We start from the raw sequence: 16,842 nt of genomic DNA on the forward strand, positions 1-16,842 counted from the left end.
TCCCACGCTGGAGGGAGCGCAGCTCTGAACCGGATCGCAGGAATGATCATCGCTGCGGGGGGTGGCCGCCGGATCGGCGGGCCGGAGGCCCTGCTGCACCAGGGCGGCAAACCCCTGGTCGACCAGATGATCGACACGCTGACGGAGGCGGGCTGCGGGCAGATCGTGGTCGTTCTGGGCGCCGCGGCCGACCAGGTCCGCCAGACCGCCGACCTGAGTCGCGCCACGGTGGTGGTCAACCGCGCCTGGGGTACCGGCGTGGGCTCGTCCATCCGGGCCGGTCTCGCCGGCATCGACGACGACCGGGTCGAGGCGGCGGTGGTGGTGCCGGTGGACATGCCCGGGCTCACCGCCGCGGCGGTCCGCCGGGTGGCCGCGCTGCCCTTCCCTGACGTGCTGGTCTGTGCCACCTACAACGGCCTGCGCGGTTACCCGATGCTGTTCGGCCGTCGGCACTGGCCCGGCATCGCCACCCTGGCCAGTGCCGACGTCGGCGCCCGGCCGTACCTGCTGGCGCACAAGGACCAGATCGTCGACATCGCCTGCGACGCGGTGGCCGACGGCAGCCGGGTCGACACCCCCGAGCTGATGGCCCTGTACGGCCTCACCGTCCCCGAACAACGCGTCGGCGCCTGACCCCCACCCGCCCCCCGCCCTGCCCTGCCCAGCCCTCCTGCTCCCGTTGATCATGAGTTTGACGGCACTAGATGATCTTCAAACTGCCGCTAACCTCATGATCAACGAGTAAGGGCGGGGTGGGAGTGGGGTCAGGGGAGGCGGTTGGTGGTGGTGAGGCGGCGGTACCAGTGGGCGGAGTCCTTCCAGGTGCGCTGCTGGGTTTCGTAGTCGACGCGGATGATGCCGAAGCGGCGGTCGTAGCCGTACGCCCATTCGAAGTTGTCGAGCAGGGACCAGACGAAGTAGCCGCGCACGTCGGCGCCGGCGGCCATCGCCTCGTGGGTGGCGGCGATGTGCCGGTGGAGATAGTCGATCCGGCGGTCGTCGTGGATCGCGCCGTCCGGCGACACGACGTCGTCGAAGGCGGCGCCGTTCTCGGTGATCATCAACGGCTGGTCGGGATACTCGCGGTGCAGGCGCAGCAGCAGCTCGGTCAGACCGGCCGGCTCGATGTTCCAGCCCATGGCCGTGTACGGACCCGGTTGCGGCAGGAATTCGACCTGTTCCGAGCCGACCCACGCCGAGTGCGCCGAGCGGCCGTGCCCGTCGGAGTCAGACTTGGGTGAGACGCCGTCCCAGGCACGGACCAGCGTGGTCGAGTAGTAGTTGACGCCGAGCACGTCCAGCGGCACCGCGGCGGTGGCCTCGTCGCCGTCGCGGACGAACGACCAGTCGGTGACCGCGCTGGTGTCGGCGAGCAGGTCCGCCGGGTACACGCCGTCCAGCATCGGGCCGAGAAAAGCCCGGTTGGCCAGGGCGTCGATCCGGCGTGCCGCGTCGGCGTCGGCGGCCGAGTCCGACGCCGGTCGGATGACGTGCAGGTTCAGCGTGGCCGAGAGCCGCGCCGCCGGTGCCAGGTCGCGGATCACCCGGCCGGCCAGGCCGTGCGCCAGGTTCAGATGGTGTACGGCGGCCAGCGCCGCGGCCGGCTCGGTCCGCCCCGGTGCGTGCACCCCGGAGGCGTACCCGAGATAGGCCGAGCACCACGGCTCGTTGAACGTGGTCCAGGTGTGCACCCGGTCCCCGAGCGCCCCGACGATCTTCTCGGCATAGTCGGCGAAGCGTGCGGCGGTGTCCCGGGCCGGCCAGCCGCCCGCGTCCTCCAACTCCTGCGGCAGGTCCCAGTGGTACAGCGTGGCCACCGGCCGGACGCCGAGTTCGAGCAGCCGGTCCACCAGGCGGGAGTAGAAGTCCACCCCGGCCTGGTTCAGTGCGCCGGAGCCGCCGGGCTGCACCCGGGGCCAGGCGATCGAGAACCGGTACGCCCCCAGCCCGAGCGCGGCCACCTGGTCGAGGTCGTCGGCCCACCGGTGGTAGTGGTCGGCCGCGACGTCGCCGGTGTCCCCGTTCAGGGTGCGCCCCGGGGTGTGACTGTAGGTGTCCCAGATCGACGGCTCCCGACCGTCCTCCTTCGCCGCGCCCTCGATCTGGTACGCCGCCGTCGCCGAACCCCAGACGAATCCCTCAGGAAACACGACGTCGCTCATCTCGCCACCTCCGTCACCTCGCACTCGTACCCGGACGACGCGCCCGCCACCAGCTCGGCGCTGGCCGTTCCGTCCTGGTAGGACACCTCGAACTCGGTTCCCGGCCCACCGTCGGGAGCCGGCACCCGCACCCAGGTCCGCTGCCCGGGGGTCGGCGCGAACATCCGCAGCCGTACGCCGTCGGCCCACGGGTAGTCCGGGCGGTCGGTGACCGAGCCGAACGCGATGACCGACCCGGGCCGGGCCAGCACCGGAACGCTGTCGAAGTCGTGCTTCTCGGTGACCCAGCCCGGACCGGTGACCTGGGCGCCGGTGGTCAGCTGGGTCCAGGTGCCGGCGGGCACGTAGTAGGTCACCTGGCCGTCGGCGCTCATCACCGGTGCGACCAGCAGGTCCGGGCCCAACATGTACTGCCGGTCGAGGTACGCGGCGGTCGGATCGTCCGGGAACTCCAGGATCATCGGCCGCATCACCGGTACGCCCTCGCGGTGGGCCTCCTCGGCCGCTGCCGCGAGGTACGGCATCAGGCTCAGCTTGAGCCGGGTGAAGCGGCGCAACACGTCGACCGCCTCGTCGTCGTACGCCCACGGAACCCGGTAGGAGCCGGAGCCGTGCAGCCGCGAGTGCGACGACAGCAGGCCGAAGGCGATCCAGCGTTTGAACACCGCCGGGTCGGGGGTGCCCTCGAAGCCGCCGATGTCGTGGCTCCAGTAGCCGAAGCCGGAGGCGGCCAGTGACAGACCGCCGCGCAGCGACTCGGCCATCGCCACGAATGTCGACTCGCAGTCGCCGCCCCAGTGCACCGGGAACTGCTGACCGCCGGCGGTCGCCGAGCGGGCGAAGACGACCGCCTCGCCCTCCCCACGCTCGGCCGCCAGCAGCTCGAAGACGGTCTTGTTGTACAGGTACGCGTAGTAGTTGTGCATCCGTTGCGGGTCGGAGCCGTCGTGCCAGACCACATCGGTGGGGATGCGCTCGCCGAAGTCGGTCTTGAAACAGTCGACGCCCATGTCGAGCAGCACCTTGAGCTTTCCGGCGAACCAGTCGACCGCGTCCGGGTTGGTGAAGTCGACGAGCGCCATGCCGGCCTGCCACTTGTCCCACTGCCAGACCGAGCCGTCCGGGTTGCGGACCAGGTAGCCGGCCTGCCGGCCCTCCTCGAACAGGTACGACCGCTGGGCGATGTACGGGTTGATCCAGACGCACACCTTCAGGCCACGTTCGTGCAGCCGGCGCAGCATTCCCTCCGGGTCCGGGAAGGTCGCCGGATCCCAGATGAAGTCGACCCAGTGGAACTGCCGCATCCAGAAGCAGTCGAAGTGGAACACCGACAGCGGCAGGTCCCGCTCGGCCATGCCGTCGATGAACTCGGTGACCGTCTTCTCGTCGTACGAGGTGGTGAACGAGGTGGACAGCCACAGCCCGTACGACCAGGCCGGCACCCGCGCCGGGCGCCCGGTCAGCGCGGTGTAGCGGCGCAGCACGTCCTTCGGGGTGGGCCCGTCGATCAGGTGGTACGTCAGCGACTGACCCGGCACGCTGAACTGGGTCTGCGACACCACCTCGGAGCCGACCTCGAACGACACGTGCTCCGGATGGTCCACGAAGACCCCGTAGCCGGCGCTGCTGAGATAGAACGGCACGTTCTTGTACGCCTGCTCGCTGGCGGTGCCGCCATCGGCGTTCCAGATGTCGACGGCCTGGCCGTTCTTGACGTACGCGCCGAAACGCTCGCCCAGCCCGTAGATGGTCTCACCGACGCCCAGGGCCAGCCGCTCGTGGACGTACTTGTTGCCCTCGGCGTCGGTGACCGCGCCGATGCTGCGCTCGGTGGACGAGGTGACCAACCGGTCGCCACGCAGGAAGTCCACCCGCCACGGCCCGGTCAGCGCGACCCGGACGGTCAGCTCGCCGGTGGTCAATCGCGCGCTGAGCCCGGTGACCTCCACCTGCACCGGATGCTCGGTGCTCTCGGCGAGGGTGAACCGCGGCTGCTTGGGCAGCCCACCGGTGTGGTGACCGATGGTCACCCCGACCACGCCGGGCGCGGGGGAGAAGAACCGTACGGTGATCACCGGCCGGTTGAGGGTGTCCCCGCGTCCGGTGATCCGCCCGATGGGTGCGAAGACGGTGAAGGACCGCTCGTCCGGCTCCACCGACTCCACGGTTCCGGGGCGCAGCACGCTGACCCCGGGACGCAGCTGCCAGTACCCGTCGGTGAACTTCACTTGTCGGCTCCTGCCGTGATGCCGCGCGAAAGGGTGCGCTGGAAGATGAGGAAGAACAGGATCGCCGGAAGGAGACTGATCAGTGCCCCGGCGTTGGTGGTCGGGGCGTCCATCAGCCGGTCGCCCTGCAACGAGGCCAGCGCGACCGGGACGGTCTGCGTCTGGTTGTCGATGAGCATGACCAGCGGGATGAGGAACTCGTTCCAGGTCCAGATGAAGAAGAAGACCAGCAGCACCGAGATGGTGGGCCGGATGTTGGGCAGCACCACCCGCCACAGGGTCCGCCACCGACCGGCCCCGTCGAGGGCGGCCGCCTCCAGCAGGGTGCGCGGGAAGGTGCCGAGCACCGAGGCGAGCAGGTAGGTGCCGAAGGCGGCCTGGATGACGGTGAAGATGATGATGACCGCCAGCCGGGTGTTGTAGAGCCCCGCCTCCTTGGCGAAGTGGTAGAGCGGGTAGATCAGCGCCTCCTGCGGCAGCATGTTGGCCAGCAGGAACAGACCGATGATCCAGAGCCGGCCGCGGACCCGGCCGATGCCCAGGGCGTACGCGCTGAGCAGCGACACGACGACCGCGAGGACCGCCACCGAGCCGGAGATGAGCACCGAGTTCCACAGCTTCACCGGGAAGTCGACCTGCTCCCAGTAGGTGCGCAGGCCGGTGGTGTAGAACTCGCCCGGCCAGCTCAACGGGCCGTTGGTCGAGTAGTCCCCGGGCGACTTGAAGGCGTTGAGCAGCATGAACGCGAACGGCACCAGCATGGCGAGTGCCGCCGCGCCGACCAGCGCGAGCACGATCCACCGGGCGACGCCCCGGTGCCGCCGGTCAGCGGGACGCCGTACCCGTCGGGGCGGGGTGAGGGTGATCGCCATCAGAGCACTCCGTCCCGGCGTTCGGCACGGTGCTGCGCCCGGATGAACAGCACCGCGACCACGACGATGATCAGGGTCAGCACCATCGAGATCGCCGAGCCGTAGCCGACCTGCAACCGCTTGAAGAAGGTGAAGTACGCGAAGTAGGAGGGCACGTTCGTGGCGTTCTCGGGCCCGCCCCGGGTCAGCGCGAAGATCGGGCCGAAGACCTTCATCGCCGCGATGGTGCAGGTGAGCCCGACCACGAACGTCTCCGGCCGGATCTGCGGCAGGGTGATCGCCCGGAACCGCCGGAACCAGCCTGCCCCGTCGATCTCTGCCGCTTCGTACAGTTCCGGGTTGACCCGTTCCAGGGCGGCCATGAAGACCACCACCGGGTAGCCGAGTTGCACCCAGATCATCACGGCCATCACGGCGGGCAGCGCGGTGTTCGGATCGCCCAGCCAGTCGTGGGCCAGCGAGCCGAGCCCGACCGCGTCGAGCAGCCCGTTGAGTGCGCCGTCGGGCCGCAGGATCCAACCCCAGACGATGCCGGCCACCACGACCGGGAGCACCTGCGGCAGGTAGAAGGCGGCCCGCAGCGCGGCGGCGGTGCGCGGCCGGAACCGGCGTCCGATGGTGTCGAAGAGCACCGCGGCGAGCACCAGTCCGATCAGGGTGGGCAGCACCACCATCGCGATGATCATCGCGACGGTGTTCTGGAACGAGGTCCAGAAGACGTCGTCGGTCAGCAGATCGCGGTAGTTGTCCAGCCCGATGAAGGTGGGGTCGCCGACGCCGGACCACTTGGTCAGGGAGAGGTAGCCGGTGTAGACCAGCGGGCCGCCGATGACCAGCAGGAAGAGCACCGCGCCGGGGATCAGGTAGAGCCAGTACCCGGCGTCGGAGCCGGACCGGCGTCGCCGACCTGCCGATTTCCGGGCCGGGGCGTCGACCGTGTCGAGGGATGCCATGGAAGTCCTTCCAGGGGCGGGGCAGGCGCGCGGGCGCGCCTGCCCCGGGCCGCCGTCAGTCGCGCTTGATCTCCGCGACGCCGTCCTGGTACGGCCCGGAGATCGCCTCGAGGACCTGCGCGGGCGACCTGGACTGGTTGATCAGGCCCTGGAAGCCGGAGACCAGCACGTCGTAGTAGCCCGGGACCGGCCAGTCCGGGTAGAAGGCCAGGCCGTCCTGGGAGCTGACCGTGTTGAAGTCCTCGATCAGCTTGCGGTCCTTCGGGTCGTTGATCGTCGCCGGGTCACCGGCCACCGGTACGCCACCGTTGTTGCCGATCAACGCCTGGATCTCCGGCCGCATGGTGATGTCGATGAAGTCGTACGCCAGGCTCTTGGCCCTGCTCGTCTCCGGAACCACCCACAGGTTGCCCGAGGAGCCGGCGTGCAGGGTGTTGCCGGGGAAGAGGAAGGTGTCCCAGTCGAAGGAGATCTCACTCTTGAAGCGGCCGAACCACCAGCTGCCGGAGACGATCATCGGGGTCTTGCCGGAGATGAAGCCGGTGCCCATGTCCTCGGCCTTGAGGCTGGCGGAGTCCTTGGCGATGTACCCCTTGTCCACCCATTCGGCGAAGGTCTCGGCACCGTACTTGAGCGGGTCGGCGGTGAAGTCCACCGGGTTGGCGTAGAGCTGGTAGTTGTCGACGAAGGCCCGGTCCGCCCGGGAGAGGGCGAGCTGGTAGAAGAGCTGCCCGGCCGGGTACTCGGCGCCGGACATGCCCAGCGGCGTGACGCCCTTGGCGACGAAGGTGTCCATCACGGCGGTCATCTCGGCCAGCGTCGTCGGCACCGTGACCCCGTGCTCGGTGAAGAGGTCCTTGTTGTAGTAGACCATCACGTACTCGCCGTAGTTGGGCACGCCGTACCAGTTGCCGGAGCCCATGACGCCGTTGTCGTACCTGGCCGTGGTCTGGAGGCTGGGGCTGAGCGCGGTGTCCCAGCCGCGCTCGGTCGCCTCCTCGGTGAGGTCGGTGAGCAGACCCTGCGAGGAGAGCAGCCCGGCGGTCGCGTTGCCCTTGTTGTACTCCATCACGTCCGGGCCCTCGGACGAGTTGATGATCATGCCGGCGTTCTGCTGGATCTGCTCGAACGCCTTGCGCTCGAAGCGCACCTCGACGCCCTCGTGCTCTTCCTTGAAGATCTCGATCGCCCGGTCCCAGGCGATGCCCATGGCGCTGTTGGCGCTCTCGTAGTGCCAGAGCTTGAGGACGTTGGCCTCGCCGTCGCCACCGTCGTCGCCGCACGCCGCCAGGCTGGTCGCCGCGAGCGCCGCCACTGTGGCGGCCACGGCTACGCTACGGAATCGTCGCATTGCTAGTCTCCCTGGTGAGTATCGAGCCGGTACTCCTTCAAGCCCGTCGTCGCGTGGCAGCGCGACGGCGGGCTGCTTCGGTACTCGGGGACGACCGGTCGTCGGCCGCCTCCGGGTCGGTGGTGCTGGCAGCCGGCGTACGTGGCGGGCCGCTGGAACCGCGGACCTCCAGCACGCACGGCAGCAGTTCCTGGTGGATCTCCCCGTCGCCGCTCTCGACGTGGCGCAGCAGCGTCTGCACCGCGATGCGGCCCAGCGCCGAGCCGGGCGACGTCATCGCGGTCAACGCGGGCGTGGCCAACTCGGCGACCTGCGGTGAGGTGACCATCGAGACGACGGAAACGTCGTCGGGGACGGCCAGCCCCCGGGTGGACAGCTCGCCGAGCAGCCCGAAGACGGCGCTCTCGTTCATCGCCAGCACGGCGGTGAGATCGGGCTCCTGGCGCAGCGCGCTGGCCAGTGCCGCTCGACCACTGGCGGCGCTGTCCTCGGCGGGGATCATCAGCGGTGTCAGACCGTGCTCGGTCATCGCGGCGGCGAACGAGTCACGGGTGCGCAGGGCCGGGCCGTAACCCTCGGCGATGGTGTCGGCCGAGTGGTTGACGTAGACGATGCGTCGGTGGCCGAGGCCGACCAGGTGGTCGACCGCCGCGCGCACGGTGCGGTCGAAGTCGATGTCGACGTACGACAGGCCGCTCGGGTCCTCGGTGCGCCCGATCAGTACCGTCGGCACGCCCGCCTCGCGCAGCACGTCCACCCGGGGGTCGTGCAGCTGGACCTCCATCAGCAGCGCACCGTCGAGGATGCGCTGGCTGGCCAGCCGGCGCAGCTCGTCGAGGTCGCCGACGCCGATCGGGGAGAGCACCAGGTGGTAGCCGGCGGCCACAGCGGCGGAGGTCGCGCCGGTGACGAAGGCGGTCTCGGTGGCGCCGATGCCGCGCTCGTCCATCGGCAGCAGCAGCCCGAGGATCCGGCTGCGCCGGCTGGCCAGCCCACGGGCCAGGGCGTTGGGCTGGTAGTCCAGCTCGGCCATGGCGGCGAGGACCTTGTCCCGGGTGGCCTGGGAGATCGGCCGGGCGCCGGTGAGCACGTACGACACGGTGCTGACCGACACCTGGGCGCGACGTGCGACGTCCTGCATGGTGGCCATCCGGCACCTCCTCGCGGTATGCCCCGGCGTTGTCGAAGCGCTTCGACTAAGCGGTTCGACAGAAGGTAGGTCAGGTGTTACGACCACGTCAATAGGCAGTGACGAACTGAGGTCGGATCCCGCTCGATCAGCGTGCCGGCAGACCGGATCAGCCTGCCGGCAGATCGAATCAGCGTGCGGGCAGGTCGAAGAGGTCCCTGGCTGCCTGCCAGCAGACCATCCGCAGCCAGTCGTCGCCCAGGTCGAGCCGAGCCAGACCGGTCAACTGGTCGGCGTAGGGGTAGGGGATGTTGGGGAAGTCGCTGCCCAGCAGCACCTTCCCGGCCAGCCCCAGCTCGCGTAGGCGCGGCAACTCCTCGGCCGGGAAGGGCACGAGCTGATCGAGGAAGGGGGTGAAAGCCATCGTGGTGTCCAGCCGGACCCGCTCGTGCCGCTCGGCGAGATCCAGGAAGGCGGGATAGTCCGGCGCACCCAGGTGGGCGACGATCGCGGGCAGCCGCGGGTGCCGGGCGAGCAGCGCGGCGAACGGCTCCGGCCCGGTGTGTGCGGTGCCCACCGGCGCGTGCCCGGCATGCACGACCACCGGCACGTCGGCCTCGCTGAGCAGGTCCCACACCGGCGTCAACGCCGGGTCCGTGGGTGCGAAACCACCCACCTGGAAATGCACCTTGAACACCCGGGCGCCGGCGTCGATCGCCTCGGCGACGTAGCGCGGCGCCGTCGGCTCGGGGAAGAAGGTGGCCGACGGCAGGCATCCGGGGGTGTCGCGGGCGAAGTCCAGCGTCCACTGGTTGAGTTGCTCGGCCATGCCGGGCCGGTGGGCGTACGCGAGTGCGCTGAACGTCCGTACCCCCAGCCGACGGAGGTGATCGACGCGTTCCGCGTCGCTCCACCGGTACCGGATCGGCCACTCCAACCCCACCAACGGGCCGGCCGAGTCGAAGTACTCCCACACCCGGCGGCGCAGCCTCGGCGGCAGGAAGTGCACGTGGACGTCGGCCAGACCGGGCAGGCCGAGCCCCTGCCAGAACCGTGGCACCGCCTCGTCGGCGGCCACGATCGCCGGGTCGACGGCCTCGACACTCACAGGTCGAGGTTGAACTTCTGTAGCACCGAGGGAGCGACCAGCCCGACCGCGGCCAGCACCGACACGATGGTCAGTGCGGTGCGGACCACGACGATCTCGGTCTTGCCGCCGGCCCGCAGCGCGATCTTGTCGGGCAGGCTGATCGGTGTCCACATCCGGCGTTTGATCGGAATCGGCCAGAGAATCGGTACGCCGGCCCTGGTGATCATGTCTCCGATGATATGCACGAAACTTCCCACGCCGACGGCCAGCCCGATCATCGGATAGCCCCGGTCCCCGGGCAGGTTCGCCGCGGTGAACGTGGCCGCGCCGGCCGAGACCAGGGTGACGATGACCCAGCCCGCGCGCTCGGCCCACTCGTCGAACAGGCCGCGCAGAGCGAGGCCGATCATGAAGAACAGGATGCCGATGACCGCCCACTTGCCGTACCGCGCGCAGAGCGTGGTGGTGCCCCAACCCACCAGCACGGTGAACGGGATGGTGTGGGTAAGGGTCCGGTGGCCGTTGCTGCGCTTGGGATCGCGGCTGAGCTTGGTGGCGTAGTAGACGCCCAGCGAGACCTTCTCCACCACCTCGGCGATGAACAGCGAGAAGACGCCGAACGTGCGGGCCACGGTCGCGCCACCCTGGTTGCGGGTGACCTTGCCGGACAGATCGAGATCGGGCAGCAACGCCCCACCGGCGCAGACGGCGGTGCCGACGGCCAACGCCAACGGCGACTGCTCGTAGTCGTAGAAGTGCTGTAGCGCCCAGGACCCGCTCAGCCATACCGCCGCGCCAGACAGCGCGTGCGACGGTCCCATCATCTCGGCTCGCCCTCCCCAGGGATCTTGAGCGCCAAAACTACGCCACTGTAGTTCGCGGCGACGCCGCAGGGGGAACCACCATCGTCGTCCACTTCGGACAGCCGTCGGAGTCGGTCGGTGGACCGGGCCGACCACCAGGAAGTATGGCAGCGTGTGGCGGCCGGTCGGCCCGATCTGTCGGCGATGGGACGGGCGGCGTCACAACCAGCGCTTGCGCGGCGCGCGGACGGTCACGTCGCCGAAGATAGCCCGGCAGTGCACCTCGATCGCCGGTGCGCCCGCCGCGACGGGACCGCTCAGCTTGGACTGCTTGCTACCGAAGATCGCGCTGCCGGTGAGCCGGACATCGGTGCCCTCCGCCACGACGATCGTGACGTTGCCGAAGATCGCCTCGGCGTCGATCCGGGTCACCCGCCCGGGCAGCCGGGCCTCGTGCAGCTCGATCCGACAGTCGCCGAAGACCGCCCGGGCATCGATGCGCTCCGGCACCGGCCACGCGCCCTTGCGTACCTCGTTACCGAAGACGGCCAGCAGTTTCTCCGTCGCCGGTACGAGCGCGCCGGTGGCGGGTCGGGTCGCCGCGTCGGGCAGGTCCCTGGTTACCCGGACCAGTTCCCCACGCGTCTGTGCGGCGTGGGCGGCACCGGCCCGTTCGGAGTACTCGTCGAGGGTCAGCCGGCCCTCGGCCGTCGCCTTGCCGAGCAGCTCCACGACCTCCTCCCGTTCCCGGTCGGAGACTCGCAGGTCGTCGGTGTCGTCATGCCGGTCCGGTTCCACGGTCCGAGCCTAACCGTGTCCCGCGACCCGCTCTCAGGGACGAAAGCTGTGCCGGACGGTGGCCAGCTCGCTCGCCGCGGCCGTCCAGTCGTGTTCGTACGTGATCCAGCCCAACGTCCAGACACGGCCCCGCCTCGGGAGGTCCGGCACGATCTGCATCGCGCGCAGCCGGTCACCGTGCGGCGTCAGCCATCCGAATTCCCACTCGACGGCGTCGCCGACCCGGCCGAGGCGGAACTCCTGGTAGCCGGGCAGGGTGCCGTCGGCCAGTTCCCGGTCCCGCACCGCCTTGAGCCGGGCGGTCGGCTCGGCGGCGGCGTCGGCGCTCGCCGCGACGGTGAACGCCCGACCGCTGGCCGGGTCCTGGAAGCAGGCCACGTCGTTGTCGCGGGAGTGCCGCCAGTCGGCCGGCAACGCCACCCGGAAGCCGCTGGCGTCGGCGTGCCACACCCAGCCGGCGGGCGGCCGGAACCCGTCGGCGGGACGGGGTGGGGCGGTGCGCAGCGAGGCACCGTCCACCCACGGGCGTACGCAGGGCAGCGGCGGGGGAACGAAGCCGCCGGGCGGCGGGCCGGGCGGGCGTCGCCCGTCGCGTGGGAACGGGCCACCGGGCCCCGGGGCGCCCACGTCGTACGGCTGTGGGCTCTGCGTCCCCGAACCGGCTTCGTCCGCGCCGGTGCCGACCACTGTGAGTGCGGTGCCGATCCCGGCCGCCATGGCGACCAGCACCGCTACCGCCGCCAGCGCCCAGGGCCTGGCCACCGCCCCCCGCTGCCCAGCCTTCGGCGTCGCCTTCGAGCCGCCGGCGGGCGGGGTGGGCGGCGACGACCCGCCGGCCCGGCCCAAGCCGTCCCCGCCGGTCCTGGCCCGGTCGTGCCCGCTGGTCTGATCTGCATCGTGCCTGCTGGTCTGGTCCGGGTCGGGCTCGATCGACGGCCGGGTCGCCTCGTCGACAGTCGGGTACCGGGTGGGTTCGGCGCGGGGCGAGGCGGAGGTCATCGGCGGGACGGCTGCGGTACCGAGGGACGAGGCGGTGCTGGCGGGCGACGAGCCGACCGTGGGCAGGGCAGCGGTGTCCTCACCCGACCGGTCGGGTTCGTCGGTCGGGTCGGGGCCGGTGGCGGCCAGCAGCCGGCGGCGCGTCTCGGCGTGGTCGGTGCGGTGCGCGGGGTCGCGGCGCAGCAGTCCGGCCAGCACCGCCGACAGCGGCCCGGCGTGCGGTGCCGGGTCCGGTGGTGCGGAGGCCAGCGCGCTCAACGTCGCCATGGCGGTGCTGCGGGCGTACGGGGCGCGGCCCTCGACGGCGGCGTGCAGCGTGGCGCCGAGCGACCAGAGGTCGGCGTGTTCACTGGACACCCCCTCGGCAGCCCGCTCCGGCGCGACGTACTGCGGCGAGCCCAGGATGGTGCCGGGACCGGTCATCGTCTGATCGCCATCGTCGAACACGGCCAACCCGAAGTCGGTCAGCAGCACCCGGCCGTCGTCGGCGACGAGGACATTCGCCGGCTTGACGTCGCGGTGCAGCACCCCGGCGTCGTGCGCCGCCCGCAGCGCGTCCAGCAGCGCCAGACCGATCCGAGCGGTCCGCTGCGGCGACAGCGGCCCGTCCGCGTCGAGGAGGTCCTGGAGGGTGCGCGACGGCACGTACTCCATCACGATCCACGGCTCGTCGGCCTCGGCGACCACGTCGTAGACGCGGACCACGTTGGGATGGTTCAGCCGCGCCGCGGTCCGCGCCTCACGCAGCGTGCGGGCCCGCGACTGGTCCAGCTCGTCACCGCCGAGCCAGGCCGGCAGCACCACCTGCTTGATCGCCACTTGGCGGTGCAGCAGCTCGTCCTCGGCCCGCCACACCGTCCCCATCCCGCCGCGCCCGACCAGATCGAGCAACCGGTACCGGCCAGCGATCACCGCTCGCACATCTCTCCCATCCGCCACGGTCCGGCGTACGTCCCCAGGGTCTGGTCGACGTCCTCGGCTCAATCGAGCACGTCGACTCAGACCCTAGCCAGCGGATCGGGATTCACCTATCCGGCAGGTCCACTCAGGAGGCGGCCCCTCCCACCGCGAGGAGGTTGCCGTCCGGGATGGCGATCGGCTGCCGGCGCGCGGGCAGCTCGGCGGCGACGCGCCGGGGTTGCGGCGTGGTGTGGTCGCGGCGGGCCACGACGTACGTGTCGGCGGTGCGGGCGGCGATGGTGGCCCAGCCGTACCGTCGGCCGACCATGCTGCGTGCCTGGCGAGCGACGCGGCGGGCGAAGACCTCGTCGCCGAGCAGCTGCCCGACGGCGCCGGCCAGCGCCGACGGGTCGCTGTGCGGGAAGGTGACGCCGGTGACGCCCGGTTCGACGATCTCGGCGAGCCCGCCGGTGCGGGCCACGGCCAGTGGTGCCCCGGCTGCGGCGGCCTCCAGCGCCACCATGCCGAAGGGTTCGTAGAGGCTGGGCACCACCGTCGCGTCGGTGGCGCCGAGCACCGCCGGTAGTTGGGTGTTGTCGAGGAAACCGGTGAAGCGGACGGTGCTGGCGAGCCCGAGCTGGCGGGCCCGGTCCTCCAACTCGCCCCGGAAGGGGCCGTCCCCGGCGATCAGCACCCGCAGCCCGGGATGCCGCGCGCACAGCTTCGGCACCGCGTCGACCAGGTGCTGCACGCCCTTCTCGTAGACCAGTCGGCCGGCGTACCCGACCAGCGGCCCGTCCCCGGCGAAGCGGGCGCGGGCCGAGGCCACCGCGCGGGGCCGGGCCCGCCAGGCCCGGTCGTCGACCCCGTTGGGCACCACGTCGACGCGGTGTCCGGGGGTGCCGAACAGCCTGGTGACCTGATCGCGCATGTAGCCGGAGCAGGCGATGACCCGGTTCGAGGCGTTGCTCAGCCAGTGCTCGACGCCGTGGATGGTGCGGTTCATGTCTTCGGGTAGCCAGCCCTGGTGCCGACCGGCTTCGGTGGCGTGGATGGTGGTGACGAGGGGGAGGCGGAGGTGGTCGCGCAGGGTGATGGCGGTGTGCGCGACGAGCCAGTCGTGGGCGTGGATGACGTCGTACTGACCGGTGCTGGTGGCGTGCAGGGCGGCGCGGGTGAGGGTGTGGTTGAAGGCCATGGTCCAGGCCAGCAGGGAGTTGGTGGCGAGGGGGAAGGCGACGGGGTCTTCGGCGGCCCGGATGACCCGTACGCCGTCGACGTACTCCTCCAGGGGCGCGCCGTCGGTGTGGCGGGTGACGACGGTGACCTGGTGACCGGCGGCGGCCAGCGCCACCGAAAGCGCGTGCACGTGTCGGCCGAGCCCGCCGACGAGAACGGGTGGGTACTCCCACGACAGCATCAGCACCCGCTGCGAGCGTGCGGGGTTGATGTCGATCACGTCGGCGTTCGGTGACATACGCGCCCCCTTTGACTTGTCTCCGCGCACCCCGTGGGAAGCCCCCTGACGGGTGGCGTTCGCGTTGCGGCCGGATCGGGACCAATCCTGGTCGCACCTGGCTAACCAGCGGAGACATAACCGTTGCGGGGGTGTAAAGCGCTACCGGCGGACGCGCAGCAGTTCCGCCACCGACCATGCCTGGAAGGGACAACCGGTCGCGGTGTGCGGGGCTGTACCGTCGGCCGTCTCGCTGACCGAGCCGAGGCCGTACTCGCTCAGGTGCGCTTCCAATCCGGTGAACAGGTCGTCGACCGGCAGACCGGCCCGCCGGACGGCGTCGGCGTACGGGCCGATCAGCCACGGCCAGACCGTGCCCTGGTGGTACGCGGTGTCCCGCTCGGCCGGCCCGCCCCGGTGCCGGCCCAGGAAGCCGGGACAGTCGGGGGAGAGGCTGCGCGGGCCGAGCGGAGTGAGCAGCCCCGCCCCGAGGTGGCCCAGCGCCTCAGCATCCGGCGCCACCGGCGCGAACGGCAACGACCAGGCCAGCAGCTGGTTGGGCCGCAGCAGGTCGTCGTCGTGGTGGGCCGCGCCACCGAGCGGGTACGCCGGTGCGGGCGCGTCGACCACGTCGTGCAGCCAGCCGGCGGGGGTGGGAAACCGCTTCCGGAACGCCTCGACCGCCCGCTCGTGCAGCCGGTGCAGCCCGTCGGCGTCCTGCCCGGCCAGCTCGGCCAGCTCGGCGACCCCGGCCACCCCGTTGACCCACAGGGCGTTGACCTCCACCGGCTTGCCGTGACGCGGGGTGACCGGCACCCCGTACACCCGGGCGTCCATCCAGGTCAGCGCGGCACCAGGGGCACCGCAGGCGAGCAGCCCGTCGGTCGGATCGACGGCGATGCCGTACCGGGTGCCGGCCACGTGGGCGTCGACGACCGCGCGCAACGCCGGCAGCAGGTCGTCGCCGAGGTCGGTGTCACCGGTGACGGTGACGTGCCGGCTGACCGCGTGCAGGAACCACAACGTGCCGTCGACGGTGTTGTACTCGACCCGCCCGGTGTCGGCGGTGTTGGCCAGCATCCCCTCGGACAGCGTCGCCGCGTACGAACGCAGCAGCTCACGGCCCAGGTCGGCCCGACCGGTCCGGAGGAAGAGCCCCTCGTACGAGATCATCGTGTCCCGCGACCAGGCGCCGAACCACGGATAGCCGGCCACCACGTCCGGACCGGTGGCGGTCCGCACCACGAACGCGTCGGCGGCGAGTGCCAGGGTCGCCTCGACCGCGTCGGCCGGCCGGGCCGCGGCGACCACCTGCCGGTTGCGTTGCCGCGCCGCCGCCACCACCTGCGGTCCCGGCGGTGGCTCGTGCTCCAGGTCCGTCGCCCAGGCCAACACCGAGAGCGTGTCCCCGGGGCGGTGCAGGGTGTCGCGGAACTGGCCCGCGTACCACAGGTCCTCCTCCGGGTGCAGGCCGCGCGCCGCCTCCTCGCGGTGGTACACGCCCCGCCACCAGTGGCCCTGCGGTGACCAGCCGGGCCCGGACAGCCGGTACGCCTCCTCGATCACCGCGCCGCCGTCGACCGGGTCCATCCGCAGCGGTGGTCCGTCGCCGCGCCGCTCGCCGTGCGCGTCCCGCCAGGTGCAGGCGGCGGCCAGCTCCAGCTCGACCGGACCGCCGCTGACCAGCCGGTGCACCACCGCTACGCAGGAGCGACCGGGCAGCATGGCCAGCTCCCGGTCGATCACCACGTCGCCGATGCGCCACCGCCAGCGCGGCAGCCCGTCGGCCAGGTCGAAGCGTTCCAGCAGCTCGAAGCCGCGCGGGTCCACATCGCCGGAGACCCACTCGTGCGCGCCGAGGCGCACCCGGGCACCGGAGGGCAGCAGCACCGCCGGATCGAGGCTGACCAGTCCCACCTTTCGGGAGGCCGGCGTTTCACCCGGAACCACCAGCAGCCCGTGGTAGCGGCGGGTGCGCAACCCGCCGACGGTGCCCATGGCGTACCCGCCGAGGCCGTCGGGTACCAGCCATTCCCGGCTGGCGGCGCTGGTCAGCTCGCCGCAGACCTGCGAACCGTAGCGAATTTCGATCAACTTT

The 16,842-nt window shown here is 71.2% G+C and carries 13 protein-coding genes; 1 reads left to right on the forward strand and 12 read right to left on the reverse strand.

Features of this window, described 5'->3' with window-relative positions:
• Positions 1 to 42: 42 nt before the first annotated feature.
• Positions 43 to 636 (forward strand): NTP transferase domain-containing protein, encoded by a 594-nt coding sequence (locus KBX50_RS14690; protein WP_093407260.1) that lies wholly within the window; start codon positions 43 to 45, stop codon positions 634 to 636.
• A gap of 131 nt (positions 637 to 767) precedes the next feature.
• Here the strand turns inward: KBX50_RS14690 and KBX50_RS14695 are convergent, their stop codons facing one another.
• From KBX50_RS14695 to KBX50_RS14750, 12 genes are all read right to left on the reverse strand, one after another.
• Entirely contained in the window at positions 768 to 2,165 is a 1,398-nt protein-coding gene (locus KBX50_RS14695; protein ID WP_210937586.1) for a GH1 family beta-glucosidase, read from the reverse strand.
• The gene (yicI, locus tag KBX50_RS14700; RefSeq protein ID WP_210937587.1) at positions 2,162 to 4,393 is read right to left on the reverse strand and encodes an alpha-xylosidase; all 2,232 of its coding nucleotides are present in this window, start codon (positions 4,391 to 4,393) and stop codon (positions 2,162 to 2,164) included. Before yicI ends, KBX50_RS14695 begins: the two co-directional genes overlap by 4 nt.
• A complete protein-coding gene (locus KBX50_RS14705) occupies positions 4,390 to 5,265 on the reverse strand; it encodes a carbohydrate ABC transporter permease (RefSeq protein ID WP_210937588.1) in 876 nt (291 codons plus the stop codon). The genes yicI and KBX50_RS14705 overlap by 4 nt, the downstream gene beginning before the upstream one ends.
• Positions 5,265 to 6,218: a carbohydrate ABC transporter permease gene (locus tag KBX50_RS14710; protein ID WP_210937589.1), complete on the reverse strand. Its 954-nt coding sequence runs from the start codon at positions 6,216 to 6,218 to the stop codon at positions 5,265 to 5,267. The genes KBX50_RS14705 and KBX50_RS14710 overlap by 1 nt, the downstream gene beginning before the upstream one ends.
• Positions 6,219 to 6,273: 55 nt before the next feature.
• On the reverse strand, positions 6,274 to 7,569 hold the full coding sequence (locus KBX50_RS14715; RefSeq protein ID WP_210937590.1) for an ABC transporter substrate-binding protein: 1,296 nt from the start codon (positions 7,567 to 7,569) through the stop codon (positions 6,274 to 6,276).
• A gap of 37 nt (positions 7,570 to 7,606) precedes the next feature.
• Complete coding sequence (locus KBX50_RS14720) at positions 7,607 to 8,719, reverse strand: LacI family DNA-binding transcriptional regulator (RefSeq protein WP_210937591.1); 1,113 nt, start codon at positions 8,717 to 8,719, stop codon at positions 7,607 to 7,609.
• Between the two features lie 169 nt (positions 8,720 to 8,888).
• Positions 8,889 to 9,779: an amidohydrolase family protein gene (locus tag KBX50_RS14725; protein ID WP_307870960.1), complete on the reverse strand. Its 891-nt coding sequence runs from the start codon at positions 9,777 to 9,779 to the stop codon at positions 8,889 to 8,891.
• Positions 9,780 to 9,802: 23 nt separating this feature from the next.
• Complete coding sequence (locus KBX50_RS14730; RefSeq protein WP_093407241.1) at positions 9,803 to 10,612, reverse strand: metal-dependent hydrolase; 810 nt, start codon at positions 10,610 to 10,612, stop codon at positions 9,803 to 9,805.
• A 198-nt stretch (positions 10,613 to 10,810) separates the two neighbouring features.
• Positions 10,811 to 11,389, reverse strand: coding sequence for a DUF1707 domain-containing protein (locus tag KBX50_RS14735; protein ID WP_210937592.1), 579 nt, complete (start codon positions 11,387 to 11,389; stop codon positions 10,811 to 10,813).
• Between the two features lie 33 nt (positions 11,390 to 11,422).
• Positions 11,423 to 13,300, reverse strand: a complete 1,878-nt coding sequence (locus tag KBX50_RS33360) for a serine/threonine-protein kinase (protein WP_210937593.1) — start codon at positions 13,298 to 13,300, stop codon at positions 11,423 to 11,425.
• Between the two features lie 133 nt (positions 13,301 to 13,433).
• Complete coding sequence (locus KBX50_RS14745) at positions 13,434 to 14,765, reverse strand: glycosyltransferase family 4 protein (protein ID WP_210937594.1); 1,332 nt, start codon at positions 14,763 to 14,765, stop codon at positions 13,434 to 13,436.
• Between the two features lie 141 nt (positions 14,766 to 14,906).
• The gene (locus tag KBX50_RS14750; protein ID WP_210937595.1) at positions 14,907 to 16,838 is read right to left on the reverse strand and encodes an amylo-alpha-1,6-glucosidase; all 1,932 of its coding nucleotides are present in this window, start codon (positions 16,836 to 16,838) and stop codon (positions 14,907 to 14,909) included.
• Between the last annotated feature and the right edge of the window lie 4 nt (positions 16,839 to 16,842).

Origin of the sequence: Micromonospora sp. C51, assembly GCF_018070435.1 — a bacterium.
Classification (GTDB): Bacteria; Actinomycetota; Actinomycetes; order Mycobacteriales; family Micromonosporaceae; genus Micromonospora; species Micromonospora sediminimaris.

Bases quoted from the DNA above. Each gene is read 5' to 3' on its own strand.
- KBX50_RS14715 (WP_210937590.1), bottom strand. From the start codon at position 7,569: ATGCGACGATTCCGTAGCGTAGCCGTGGCCGCCACAGTGGCGGCGCTC.
- KBX50_RS14705 (WP_210937588.1), bottom strand. From the start codon at position 5,265: ATGGCGATCACCCTCACCCCGCCCCGACGGGTACGGCGTCCCGCTGAC.
- KBX50_RS14710 (WP_210937589.1), bottom strand. From the start codon at position 6,218: ATGGCATCCCTCGACACGGTCGACGCCCCGGCCCGGAAATCGGCAGGT.
- KBX50_RS14745 (WP_210937594.1), bottom strand. From the start codon at position 14,765: ATGTCACCGAACGCCGACGTGATCGACATCAACCCCGCACGCTCGCAG.
- KBX50_RS14720 (WP_210937591.1), bottom strand. From the start codon at position 8,719: ATGGCCACCATGCAGGACGTCGCACGTCGCGCCCAGGTGTCGGTCAGC.
- KBX50_RS14730 (WP_093407241.1), bottom strand. From the start codon at position 10,612: ATGATGGGACCGTCGCACGCGCTGTCTGGCGCGGCGGTATGGCTGAGC.
- KBX50_RS14695 (WP_210937586.1), bottom strand. From the start codon at position 2,165: ATGAGCGACGTCGTGTTTCCTGAGGGATTCGTCTGGGGTTCGGCGACG.
- KBX50_RS14690 (WP_093407260.1), top strand. From the start codon at position 43: ATGATCATCGCTGCGGGGGGTGGCCGCCGGATCGGCGGGCCGGAGGCC.